This window comes from Promicromonospora soli (genome assembly GCF_014653785.1).
Classification (GTDB): Bacteria; Actinomycetota; Actinomycetes; order Actinomycetales; family Cellulomonadaceae; genus Promicromonospora; species Promicromonospora soli.
Genome location: NZ_BNAS01000004.1, coordinates 509,191 through 520,538, shown reverse-complemented (window position 1 = coordinate 520,538; position 11,348 = coordinate 509,191). Strand labels below are relative to the sequence as shown.

The window sequence follows — 11,348 nt, the reverse complement described above, 5'->3', positions numbered from 1 at the left end:
CCCAACCCAAGGCGTGGGCTAGCGCCTGACGACCTGGTTCTCCCAGGCCCACGCCGCGATCTCGACCCGGTTGCGCAGCCCGAGCTTGGCCTGGATCGCCGCGACGTGACCCTTGACGGTGCTGAGCGAGATGAACATCTCCGCGCCGATCTCGAGGTTGGTGCGCCCGTGCGCGATCGCACGGACCACCTGAGTCTCCCGCTCCGAGAGCGGCCGGGCGGCATTCCCGCCGCCCGGCCGGCTCGGCGTCGGGGGCGCGGACGGCGCCGTCGTCAGGTGCCGTAGCAGCCGCACGGTGACCGACGGCGAGACCAGGGCGTCGCCGGCGTGTGCCGCCCGGACCGCCTCGACGAGGAGGGCGGGGCCGCCTTGAGGATGAAGCCGACCGCGCCGCCCCGCAGCGCCCCGTAGACGTACTCGTCGAGGTCGAAGGTCGTGACCACGACGACCCGGAGCGGGTCGGCAACACCGGGCCCGGCGAGCGTCCGGGTGACCTCGATGCCGTCCAGGCGGGGCATCCGGATGTCGACGAGGCACACGTCCGGCCGCAGGCGCCGGGCCAGGGCGACCGCCTCCGCGCCGTCGGACGCCTCGGCCACCACCTTGCTCGATGCGGTGCGGTGCGCCGTACCGCGTGAGGGCCGAGCCCAGCAGGAAGAGTCCCGGCACCAGGGCGAAGTGCCCCGCGCCCAGCAGCAGCGCGGCCGCCAGGCACACGGCGGCGAGGCCGGCCACGACCCATCGGGGCAGCCACGTGGACGGCAGCAGCACGAGCAGCCCGACCGCCGCGTAGACCGTGAGGATGTCGCCCGGCCAGAGCAGGAACATGTGCGCCAGGCCGACCGCGAGCAGCACGAGCAGACGGCGCAGCAGGATCAGGCGCGGTCGCGTCACGCGGGTCGCGGCCGAGTCGACGAGGAGCGAGAACCCGACGCCGAAGAGCAGGGAGAAGATCGGGAAGAAGCGCAGGTCGACGAAGACTTGCAGCCAGTCCAGGCCGGCGCCGGCGCTCGTGGCGGACGCGAGAGCGGTGGTCACCGGTGCGTCGGCGGCGACGGAGGCGCTGATCGGGATGACGTTGGCGACCAGGATCCCGCACAGCGCGAAACCGCGGATGACGTCGAGGGCGACGAGACGGGGGCGAGCTCGAGGAGATTCGACGGTTGTTGGAGGCATGCGTTCATGCCCGGTGCGAGGCGTGCGCCGCGATACCGGCCAAAAGTACTTTCGCGCCCAGCACCCTTTGGCTGTGGGCGCGATCGTTTCGCCCAAAACGGGCGTGTAGTCGCAACGGTCGCGCCCACAACCAAAGGTGCGCTGCTGGACCGGTAGAGTTGGAGGCTGTCGAGCGGGAGATGGGTGTGGGGTTGTTGCAGCGCGAACAGATCGGTGAGTCCCTGTGACGACCCTTACTTCCGACGCCCGTCCGGTCGAGATCGAGGCGGCGCGTCGACGCAGCATCGCCGTGATCTCCCACCCTGACGCCGGCAAGTCCACCTTGACCGAGGCCCTGGCGCTGCACGCCCGCGCGATCGACGAGGCCGGGGCGGTGCACGGCAAGGGCAACCGCGCCGGCGTCGTGTCGGACTGGCTCGAGATGGAGCAGAAGCGCGGCATCTCGATCACCTCGGCGGCGCTGCAGTTCGCGTACGGCGACGTAGTGATCAACCTGCTGGACACGCCCGGGCACGCCGACTTCTCCGAGGACACCTACCGGGTGCTGACCGCCGTCGACGCCGCGGTCATGCTCCTCGACTCGGCGAAGGGCCTGGAGCCGCAGACCCTGAAGCTGTTCGAGGTCTGCCGCCGTCGCGGGGTGCCGGTCATCACGTTCGTCAACAAGTGGGACCGCCCCGGGCGCGAGGCGCTTGAGCTGTGCGACGAGCTCGAGGAGCGCATCAACCTGCGCCCGACGCCGCTCACGTGGCCGGTCGGCGAGGCCGGGCGGTTCCTCGGGCTGCTGGACCGCTCGAACGGCGAGGTGCGCACCTATCGCCGCGCCCCCGGCGGCGCGTCGCTGGCCGAGGAGACGGTCCTGTCCCCCCAGGCCGCCGCCGACGCCCTCGGCGAGGACCACACCGAGGCCGTCGAGGGCGTACAGCTCCTCGATCCCGTCGACCGCGCCTCGTTCCTCGCCGGCACCACGACGCCGATGCTGTTCGGCGCGGCGCTCGCCAACATCGGCGTCCGCCAGCTGCTCGACGCCGTCGTCGACCTCGCCCCCGCGCCGAACGCGCGGCCCGACGTCGACGGCGGGGACCGCGACGTGGACCAGCCGTTCAGCGGGTTCGTGTTCAAGATGCAGGCCGGCATGGACCCGAACCACCGCGACCACGTCGCGTTCATCCGTGTGTGCTCGGGCCGCTTCGAGCGCGGCATGGTCGTCACGCACGAGCGCACCGGTCGGCCGTTCGCCACCAAGTACGCCCTGTCGGTGTTCGGGCGCGAACGCGCGACGGTCGAGGACGCCTACCCCGGCGACGTCGTGGGGCTGGTCAACGCCAGCACGCTCGCCGTCGGCGACACGGTCTTCGACTCCGCGGGCCCGCGCGTGCGCTTCCCTCCGATGCCTGTGTTCGCGCCGGAACACTTCGCCGCCGCCCGCGTCGCCGACCCGGGCCGCTCCAAGCAGTTCCGCAAGGGCATCGCCCAGCTCGAGCAGGAGGGCGTCGTCCAGGTCCTGATCTCCGAGGCGCGCGGCGACGGAAACCCGATCCTCGCGGCCGTCGGCCCGCTCCAGTTCGAGGTAGCCACCTTCCGCATGGAGCACGAGTTCTCCGCGCCGATCCGCATGGAGACGCTCGGCCTCTCGCTCGCCCGCGAGGCGGCGGCGTCCGACATCGAGACGATCGCCGGCTACCCGGGCGTGGAGGTCGTGCGGCGCGGCGACGGGACCCCGCTCGTCCTGCTGCGCGACGTGTGGCATGCCCGGGCCTTCGAGCGCGCCCACCCTGACGTCCCGCTGATCCCGCTGGTCGCCAGCGGCGTCTAGCGGCTTCGGGCCGGCGCGCCGAACCGACCGCGCGGAAGCACTGGCCCGCGGGGGAGCGGAGCACTACGGTCTGGACATGACGTCGCGCAGCTCGTCCGAGACCGGCGTGCCCGGCCCGGACGCGACGACCGGCCCGGACGTGCCGACCCGTCCCGGCGAGCCGGCCAATCCCCGACGGGCCTCGACAGATCAGCCCGCCGCGCCGCCCGGTGCCCCCGACTCACTGCGTCCGCCGCGCTGGCTGCCCCGGGCGCTGTTCATGGCCGTGGTGGCGGTGTTCGTCGGCATCTTCGCGTGGAACGCGATGGGGGCCCTGGAAGGGCTCTTCGTCAACGTGCTCATCGCGTTCTTCGTCGCGCTGGCCCTCGAGCCGGGCACAGTCTGGCTGGTGCGGCACGGCTGGCGCCGGGGACTGGCCGCCGCGGTCACGCTGCTCGGGTCGCTCCTCATGGTCATCGTGCTCCTGGCGCTGTTCGGCAACCTCTTCGTGCAGCAGCTCATCGAGCTGGCGCAGTCCGTTCCCCGGCTCTACGTGGGCCTGCAGGGTTTTGTCGCCGAGCGGTTCGACATCGACTTCCCCGACTCCGAGAACCTGCTGCGGCAGGCGCTCGGCGAGTTCGGCGGCGACGTGGCCTCCGGGGCGCTGGTGGTGGGCACCACCGTTGTGGGCGGGCTGCTCGCGACGCTGACGATCCTGCTCGTCTCCTACTACCTGCTGGCCGCCGGGCCCCGGTTCCGCGCGGCCGTGTGCGGCTGGCTGACGCCGGCGCGGCAGCACGAGATGCTGTACCTGTGGGAGATCACCCAGTCCAAGGTGTCCCAGTACATCGGCTCCCGGGTGGTCCTTGCCGCGGTCTCTACGGTGGTCACCTTCATATTCCTCGCGATCCTGGGGACGCCGTACGCCGTGCCGCTCGCCGTCTTCGTCGGTGTTGTGTCCCAGTTCGTGCCGACGATCGGTGCCTACCTCGGTGGTGCGCTGCCCATCATGGTGGCGCTGACCGCGCAGGGGTGGCCCCAGGCGCTGGGCGTGCTCGCCTTCGTGGTCGGCTACCAGCAGTTCGAGAACCTGTACCTGGCCCCGAAGGTGTCGGCCCAGGCGCTGGAGATGAACGCGGCGGTGAGCCTGCTGGCGGTGCTGGCGTTCGGCGCGGTCTTCGGGGTGCTCGGTGCCTTCCTGGCGCTGCCCGTCGCCGCGACGATCCAGGCGGCGGCGACCACCTATTTTCAGCGGCACGAGCTCGTCGAGTCGCACATGCTGCGGGACCCGGACTCGGCGTCGGGCGCTTGATGCACGCCGCCGGTGGCATGGTTTCGTAAGCGCGCCCAAGTTGGCGAGAATGATGCGTTCGCCGTCGAGCACGGCCCAGAGACGCGGTAACGGCGAGAGGTGACGAGGTGGCCGAGATCGTGCGGAGCGCAGCTGTGATCCAGCCGGGGATGGCGCAGCCCGGATCAGTGCGGGTGCGCGCCTACAGCTCGGGCGAGCTCGTCGCCGACGCGGATCCGCCGCTGCTGGTCTGGGAGCACCGCTACTACCCCCAGTACTTCTTCGCGCCCGATGACCTGAAGGCCGACCTGCGCCCGGCGGGTCCGGGTTCCCGGTCCAAGAGTCTCGGACCCAGCGAGCTGTTCGACGTCGTCCTGGGCGGCCGGCTGCTGGCAGGTGCGGCCCAGCGGTACCCCGAGGCCCCGATCGAGGGCCTGCGCGACGCGGTGACGCTGACCTGGTCAGCCTTCGACACCTGGCTCGCCGAGGAAGAAGTGATCCACACCCACGCGCGCGACCCGTACGTGCGGGTCGACGCGATGCCCTCCAGCAGGCACGTCCGCGTGGTGGCGGGCGGTGAGGTGGTCGCCGAGTCGCGCCGTCCGGTCGTCCTGACGCAGACCGGGCTGCCGCCGAGGTACTACCTGCCGCGGCTCGACGTACGGATGGACCTGCTGACGCCCACCGACACCGTGAGCTACTGCGCGTACAAGGGGACGGCGTCGTACTGGACGCTCAACGTCGGGGACCTGGAGCTGACCGACATCGCCTGGGGTTACGACACCCCGCTGCGCGAAGGGCTGCGGGTCGCCGGGCTGGTCTGCTTCTGGCCGGAAAAGAGCCCCGACCTGCAGTTCTACGTCGACGGTGAGCTGATCGAGGGGCCGTAGCGACGAACCTCGGTCGCAGCCTGCCGGAGACGCGACCGGGCCGGCGGCTACGGGTGGGTGGCGCTGATCTCGATCACCTGGTCGAGGCGCCGCAGGGCGGCCTGGAGGTCGTCGACCTTTGCCTGGATGCGCTCGCGCTCGGCGTGCAGCATGGCCCGCTGGTCGGCGTCGGTGTGCCCGGACTCCACGCACGGGAGCAGCTCCGCGATGTTGCGGCTGCTCAGGCCGGCGGCGTACATCTGCTGGAAGAACTGCACCCGGGCCACGGTGCCCCGCGGGTAGAGCCGCTGGCCGGACGCGCTGCGCTCCGCCACGAGCAGCCCCTGCTGCTCGTAGTAGCGCACGGCGCGCACCGAGACTCCGGCGCCGCGGGCGACCTCGCCGATGCGGATCAGCGGCTCGGTTGCCGCGTCTGTGACGGTCACGATGGCTCCCTTCCAGCAGGCCGGACGACAGGGACTTGCCCCTGACGTCAACGTCAGGTTCTAGCGTAGCCGACATGGACATCAAGAACTCAGTCGCCCTTGTCACCGGAGCCAACCGTGGACTGGGCCGCGCCTTCGCCCAGCGCCTGCTCGACCGGGGCGCACGCAAGGTCTACGCGACGGCCCGCCGGCCGGAGACCGTGGAGCTGCCCGGGGTGGAGGTGCTGCCCCTGGACATCACAGACCCCGCATCCGTACGGGCCGCGGCCGAGGCGGCCCCCGACGTCTCGCTGCTCGTCAACAACGCCGGCATCCAGACGGGGACCGACCTGGTGTCGGGCTCGCTGGACATGGTGCGGTCCGAGCTGGAGACCAACGTGTTCGGCCACTTGGGGATGATCCGGGAGTTCGCGCCGGCGCTCGCCGAGAACGGTGGGGGCGCGATCGTGAACGTCCTCTCCGCAATGTCGTGGTTCGGGGTGAACGGCGCCAACTCGTACCACCTGACCAAGGGCGCCGCTTGGGCCATGACCAACGGGGTCCGCCTGGAGCTCGCCGAGCAGGGCACGCTGGTGACCGCCGTGCATCTGGGCCTGGCCGACACCGACATGTCGGCCGGGTGGTCGGCGGACAAGATCACGCCGTTGGACCTGGCTGACGCCGCGCTCGACGGCGTCGAGAAGGGCTCCGCCGAGGTCCTCGCCGACCAGTGGAGCCGCGACGTCAAGTCGCGCCTACCTCTGAACCCGGACGACTTCAACGCCGCGATGGACCGCGCCCTGGCGGCCCTGGGCGCTGCCTGAGCTGGCCCCTCGGGCCGCGCTGACTTCGGTCGGTTGCCTTGAGATCGGTCAAATTAACCGACCGATCTCAAGGCAACCGACCGAAGTCACGGGATCTAGAGACCTTTCATCCTGGCCGTTGTGTCCGAAGTGTCCGTAACATCACGGGCAGGCTCGCCGGCCGTGAGGTGGGGACGGCGGTCGACTGCACACGCCAAGTTCCACCGAAGCGCGAGGGAGTTCTCATGGGGTTGTTCGGTCGCGGGCGCGCAAGGCGCCAGAGCGAGCACGACGTGGCGATCGCCCACTACGAGGCGATGGCCGCCCAGGCAGGAAACGCCGCAGAGGCGGAGGGTGCCTCCGGACGGTGGGACGACGCCCTCATGCTGAGCGAGGTGTCGCTGAAGGCCGTGGCGGCGTTGGCGCAGCTGGAGCCCGGCGATCCCCGGCACCTCCACGGGGAGGCCGCCTCGTTGTACTTCCACGCGTCGGCCCTCGGTCGCAACGGGCGCGTCGCCGATGCGGTGGACGCGGCCGACCGAGCAGCGGCGTTGTACCGACGGCTGCGGCCCCAGAACCCCGCGAGGTACGACGTGCTGATCGCCGACGCCGAGGAGCGGGGCGAGCGGTGGCGCGCCGAGCTGGCCGGGACGGCGGCGAGCGAGCCCGAGGACGACATCGTCGACCTTCTCCGCTCCGCCGCCGACCGCCTCCTGGGCGGGCAGCCGGTGAGCCCCGAGGTGGCGAGCGGGCTGTCGGCGCTCGGCATCACCCTGACCGGTGCAGGTTCCGGGCGCGCGGGGCTGGCACGGACCAACTTCACGCTCGCGGACCACATGAGCGCCAAGGCTCCCGACGAGGCCCTGACCATCCGGCAGCTCCGTCTGCGTGCGCACCAGCTCTTCGCCGAGGGTTCCGAGGCGCAGGAGGCCGAGATGCGGATCGGCTTCGGCGACTATGGGACGGACTGGGCGCGTACCCTGCTCGTCCTCGCCCGGCAGGACCAGGAGTCAGGCGACACTTCGTCGCTCCAGGAGCACTGCGGATGGCTCGCTGGGGTGCTGGGGCAGCTGAGGCCGTACACGCTCGTCGACGGTCCGACGGCGGCGCTCGTACAAGAGGCTGACGCGTTCCTCCAGGAGGCGGGCAGCTGGTGAACAGCCGGTAGCGCCGCCGGGGGGCCAGTCACTGCGTGATGCGGGCGGGGATCAGGTCGAGCACATCGGGCCAGGCCGCGGCGAACTCGTCGCGCGTCTGCTCATCGGGAAACCCGGACTGCGTCAGCTGAGCCTGGCTGCGATCGCCGGCCTCGGTGATCAGAAGTACTACGGCCGTCTCGTAGGTCCGACCACCCGCCTCGTGGATCGCCGCCGAGTACTCGAGCCGGTGCGGGCGGTCGATGGCCGTGAAGACCCGATGCTCCTGGAACGCGTCTGCGCCCGGCGGTCGAAAGGTGATGTCCCATACTCCGCCGACGCGAAGGTCGCGCTCCGAGTGCAGGACCCAGTCGGGTAGGGGCTCGTCGTAGACGGCGAGAAACGCGTCGAAGACGTTCCCCGCGGCCCCGTCGATGTCGCGCTCGACCTGTAGGTCGTAGTCCTTCGCGTTCATGTCGTCTCCTCTCGACATCAGCGCCGGCTCGGCGTAGTCGGCCTCACCACCACGGTCAGCCGTCGGAGTCGTCGACGCAAGAGATTGAGGACCTACCAGGACAGTGCGGGCTCAGCCGATCTCGGGCTTGCGCGCGGCGAGCCGCTCGACGATGCCCTTGTTGAACCGGTCGTGCCGCAGGATCGCGAGCCCGGCGGCCATGACATGCTCGATCGGCCGGCGCCGGAAGTGCTCGTTCTGGACTCGCACGCTGTACAGCTCGGCCAGGGCCTGGAGCGCCCGGATCGGCGCCGACGTGCTGACCACGTGATCGGCGAGCAGCAGCAGGCCGCCCGGACGCAGGACCCGCACCATCTCGTCGACGGCGCCGCGGTCGTCGGGCACCGCGCACAGCCCGAACGTGCAGACCACGGTGTCGAACGAGGCGTTCTCGAGCTCGAGCCGCTGGGCGTCGCCCACCCTGAGGTCGACCTCGCGGCCCAGCTCGGCGGCGCGCTTGCGGGCCAGGTCGAGCATGGCCGGGCTCAGGTCGATCCCGGTCACCGTGGTCTGCTCGGGGTACAGGCCGAGGTTGAGCCCGGTCCCGACCGCGACCTCCAGCACCTCGCCCGTGGCCTGTCCGCACACCCAGGACCGGGTGTCCCCGAACAACCGCTCGGCACGGTCCATCTTCTTGTCGTAACCCGCCGACTGCCGGTCCCAGTGCCGGCGCAGCCGGTCCAGGTTCGGTGATCTCGCCATGGTGCCTCACTCACAGGTTGATGAGGTCGATGGCTACACGGTAGTGCCGGCCGGACCGCTCGCGGCCGGGGCTTGACGCATGGCGGCGTCAGGTGCAAGATTTGGTCAATCGATTTAGCAGTCTCACACCGCCGTGAAGAGGAGGACGGAATGGCACGGGTTCGGATCTCCGACGTCGCCGCTGCGGCCGGTGTCTCTACGAGCACGGTCTCGCTCGTCCTCAACGATCGCACCGGGGCGCGAATCTCGGAGGAGACGCGGGCTCGGGTGCGGGAGGCGGCGGCTGTCGTCGGCTACACCCCCAACTCCATCGCGCGCGGCCTGCGGACGCAGCGGACGCGAACCATCGGCCTCGTCTCGGACGTGATCGCGACGACTCCGTTCGCCGGCCGGATGCTCGCCGGTGCGCAGGACGCGGCGCGGGAGCACGGGCACCTCCTCATCCTGGTGAACACGGATGCGGACCCGGCCGTGGAGCGGGACGCGATCCGCGCGCTGGTCGACCACCAGGTCGACGCAATGATCTTCGCCACGATGTGGCACCGGGTCGTGGAGACGCCGGAGGGCCTCCCGGACCGGACGGTCTTCCTTGACTGCCGCCCCGCGGACGGGACGCGTCCGGCTGTCGTGCCCGACGAGGTCGCCGGGGGCCGGGCTGCTGTGCGAGAGCTCCTGGCCGCCGGCCACCGGCGCATCGCCTGGCTCGACATCGACGAGCCTGACCCGCCCGTCGCGTCAGGGCTGCGCCACCAGGCTTACCGGGAGGTGCTCGCGGAGGCGGGCATCACACCCGATCCGGCCTGGCACGTCCGCGGTGACGGGACGACGGCCGCGAGCGGGCGGGCGGCGACGGATCGTCTGCTCGACCTGCCGCCGCACCGTCGGCCGACGGCGATCTTCTGCTTCAACGACCGGATGGCAGCGGGGGCGTACGTCGCCGCGCGTCATCGTGGGCTGGAGATCCCGGCCGACCTCTCCGTCGTCGGCTACGACGACCAACAGCTGGTCGCGGGCGAGCTCGACCCGCCCCTGACCACTATCGCTCTGCCCCACTACGAGATGGGGCGGTGGGCGGCCGAGGTCGCCCTCGGCGCCCGGGAACCCCCGGAGCCGGACCAGCCATACCTCATGCCGTGCCCGATCATCCGTCGGGACTCCGTGAGCTCGCCGCCGGCAGCAGCGCCAACTCCAGCCGGCGGCGAGCCTGACACAACCCCCTGACCGCCTCACGGCGGTCGAAGAGCGGTGCCCGACGCGGACGTCGGTCACCAGGAAAGGAATCCACCATGAACCGAGGATCCCTCGCAAAGATCCTATCCGTGTCCGCTGTGGGGGCCCTCGTCCTCACCGGGTGCGGCCAGGCCGGCCAGGGCGGCGGCAGCGCCTCCGGGGAGGGCCCCGTCGAGCTGACGATGTGGACCCACTCCGCGGGCAACCCGGCGGAGCTGGAGGTCTACGAGCAGATCATCGACGACTTCAACGCGTCGCAGGACGAGTACGAGGTGGTCGAGGAGTCGTTCCCGCAGGGCGCTTACAACGACGCGATCGTGGCGGCTGCCGCCGCCGACGACCTCCCGTGCCTGCTCGACATGGACGGCCCGATCGTGCCCAACTGGGCATGGGCGGGATACATCCAGCCGCTCGGCCTGCCGCAGGAGATCACCGACTCGCTGCTCCCGACCGCGGTGGGGACCTACCAGGACGAGATCTACAGCGCGGGCTACTGGGACGCCGCGCTCGCGATCTTCGCGCGCGAGTCGGTGCTCAAGGCCAACGACATCCGGATCCCGACGACGGACGAGCCGTGGACGCTCGAGGAGTTCGACGCCACGCTCGCCACTCTCAAGGCCGCCGGCTATGACACACCGCTCGACCTCGGCGCCGAGGACGCGGGCGAGTGGTGGCCGTACGCCTACTCGCCCATGCTGCAGAGCGCGGGCGGCGACCTGATCGACCGCGACACGATGCTGTCGGCCGACGGCACGCTCAACGGTCCTGAGGCCGTCGAGTACTTCACGTGGTTCCAGGAAGCGTTCGAGCAGGGGTACACGAGCAACGCGGGCACCGTCGGAAACGAGGAGTTCAACGCCGACGAGGTGGCGCTCAGCTACACGGGCGTGTGGAACGCGCTGGACTCGCTCGACACCGTGGGTGACGACCTGCTGATCCTGCCCCCGCCGGACTTCGGCACCGGTCCGAGGATCGGCGGCGGTTCGTGGCAGTGGGGCATCTCCTCGTCGTGCGACTCGCCGGAGGGCGCCCGCGCGTACCTCGAGTTCAGCTTCCAGGACAAGTACATCACCGCGTTCAGCGACAAGCAGGTGGTGATCCCGGCGACCGAGGGCGCCGTCGAGGCGTCACAGCACTTCGGGCCCGAAGGCGACCTGCGCCCGTTCGTCGAGCTGTCGCAGGAGTTCGCGCTGCTGCGCCCGCAGACGCCGGCCTACCCGGTGATCTCCTCGACGTTCGCGAAGGCGGGGCAGGACATCATGAACGGCGCCGACGTGCAGTCGACGCTCGACGGCGCGGTCGCAGAGATCGACGCGAACATCCAGTCCAACGACGGGTACGGCTTCTGAGCCGTCCCTCTTGACCGGCGTGGGCGGCTCGGCCGCCGGCTCGGCGACGCGACTCGCG

At 70.9% G+C, this 11,348-nt stretch carries 12 protein-coding genes; 7 read left to right on the top strand and 5 right to left on the bottom strand.

Features of this window, described 5'->3' with window-relative positions; all coding sequences use genetic code 11:
• Positions 1-18 precede the first annotated feature (18 nt).
• Both IE250_RS24960 and IE250_RS24955 read right to left on the bottom strand, forming a co-directional pair.
• Positions 19-189, bottom strand: a complete 171-nt coding sequence (locus IE250_RS24960) for a response regulator transcription factor (protein WP_308434144.1) — start codon at positions 187-189, stop codon at positions 19-21.
• Positions 190-272: 83 nt separating this feature from the next.
• Positions 273-599: a response regulator gene (locus IE250_RS24955; RefSeq protein WP_308434143.1), complete on the bottom strand. Its 327-nt coding sequence runs from the start codon at positions 597-599 to the stop codon at positions 273-275.
• Between the two features lie 800 nt (positions 600-1,399).
• Here IE250_RS24955 and IE250_RS15480 point away from each other — a divergent pair.
• The 3 genes from IE250_RS15480 to IE250_RS15470 all read left to right on the top strand — a co-directional run bounded on the left by IE250_RS15480 (position 1,400) and on the right by IE250_RS15470 (position 5,152).
• Positions 1,400-2,992 (top strand): peptide chain release factor 3, encoded by a 1,593-nt coding sequence (locus IE250_RS15480; protein WP_189670154.1) that lies wholly within the window; start codon positions 1,400-1,402, stop codon positions 2,990-2,992.
• 76 nt (positions 2,993-3,068) lie between these two features.
• Positions 3,069-4,283, top strand: coding sequence for an AI-2E family transporter (locus IE250_RS15475; protein WP_229872491.1), 1,215 nt, complete (start codon positions 3,069-3,071; stop codon positions 4,281-4,283).
• A 107-nt stretch (positions 4,284-4,390) separates the two neighbouring features.
• Complete coding sequence (locus IE250_RS15470; RefSeq protein WP_229872490.1) at positions 4,391-5,152, top strand: DUF427 domain-containing protein; 762 nt, start codon at positions 4,391-4,393, stop codon at positions 5,150-5,152.
• Positions 5,153-5,199: 47 nt separating this feature from the next.
• Here IE250_RS15470 and IE250_RS15465 read toward each other — a convergent pair whose 3' ends face one another.
• Complete coding sequence (locus tag IE250_RS15465; RefSeq protein ID WP_189670153.1) at positions 5,200-5,577, bottom strand: MerR family transcriptional regulator; 378 nt, start codon at positions 5,575-5,577, stop codon at positions 5,200-5,202.
• A gap of 74 nt (positions 5,578-5,651) precedes the next feature.
• Between IE250_RS15465 and IE250_RS15460 the strand changes: the two genes are divergently transcribed.
• Entirely contained in the window at positions 5,652-6,380 is a 729-nt protein-coding gene (locus IE250_RS15460) for an SDR family oxidoreductase (protein ID WP_189670152.1), read from the top strand.
• Between the two features lie 224 nt (positions 6,381-6,604).
• Positions 6,605-7,516, top strand: coding sequence for a hypothetical protein (locus IE250_RS15455; RefSeq protein WP_189670151.1), 912 nt, complete (start codon positions 6,605-6,607; stop codon positions 7,514-7,516).
• Between the two features lie 28 nt (positions 7,517-7,544).
• Here the strand turns inward: IE250_RS15455 and IE250_RS15450 are convergent, their stop codons facing one another.
• On the bottom strand, positions 7,545-7,970 hold the full coding sequence (locus tag IE250_RS15450) for an SRPBCC family protein (protein WP_189670150.1): 426 nt from the start codon (positions 7,968-7,970) through the stop codon (positions 7,545-7,547).
• Between the two features lie 111 nt (positions 7,971-8,081).
• The gene (locus tag IE250_RS15445; RefSeq protein WP_189670149.1) at positions 8,082-8,711 is read right to left on the bottom strand and encodes a class I SAM-dependent methyltransferase; all 630 of its coding nucleotides are present in this window, start codon (positions 8,709-8,711) and stop codon (positions 8,082-8,084) included.
• 150 nt (positions 8,712-8,861) lie between these two features.
• Between IE250_RS15445 and IE250_RS15440 the strand changes: the two genes are divergently transcribed.
• Both IE250_RS15440 and IE250_RS15435 read left to right on the top strand, forming a co-directional pair.
• A complete protein-coding gene (locus IE250_RS15440; RefSeq protein WP_189670148.1) occupies positions 8,862-9,932 on the top strand; it encodes a LacI family DNA-binding transcriptional regulator in 1,071 nt (356 codons plus the stop codon).
• 98 nt (positions 9,933-10,030) lie between these two features.
• A complete protein-coding gene (locus IE250_RS15435; protein ID WP_229872489.1) occupies positions 10,031-11,290 on the top strand; it encodes a sugar ABC transporter substrate-binding protein in 1,260 nt (419 codons plus the stop codon).
• The last annotated feature ends 58 nt before the right edge of the window (positions 11,291-11,348 follow it).

Coding starts and splice junctions, on each gene's coding strand:
- IE250_RS15475 (WP_229872491.1), top strand. CDS start 3,069: ATGACGTCGCGCAGCTCGTCCGAGACCGGCGTGCCCGGCCCGGACGCG.
- IE250_RS15460 (WP_189670152.1), top strand. CDS start 5,652: ATGGACATCAAGAACTCAGTCGCCCTTGTCACCGGAGCCAACCGTGGA.
- IE250_RS15455 (WP_189670151.1), top strand. CDS start 6,605: ATGGGGTTGTTCGGTCGCGGGCGCGCAAGGCGCCAGAGCGAGCACGAC.
- IE250_RS15450 (WP_189670150.1), bottom strand. CDS start 7,970: ATGAACGCGAAGGACTACGACCTACAGGTCGAGCGCGACATCGACGGG.
- IE250_RS15445 (WP_189670149.1), bottom strand. CDS start 8,711: ATGGCGAGATCACCGAACCTGGACCGGCTGCGCCGGCACTGGGACCGG.
- IE250_RS15440 (WP_189670148.1), top strand. CDS start 8,862: ATGGCACGGGTTCGGATCTCCGACGTCGCCGCTGCGGCCGGTGTCTCT.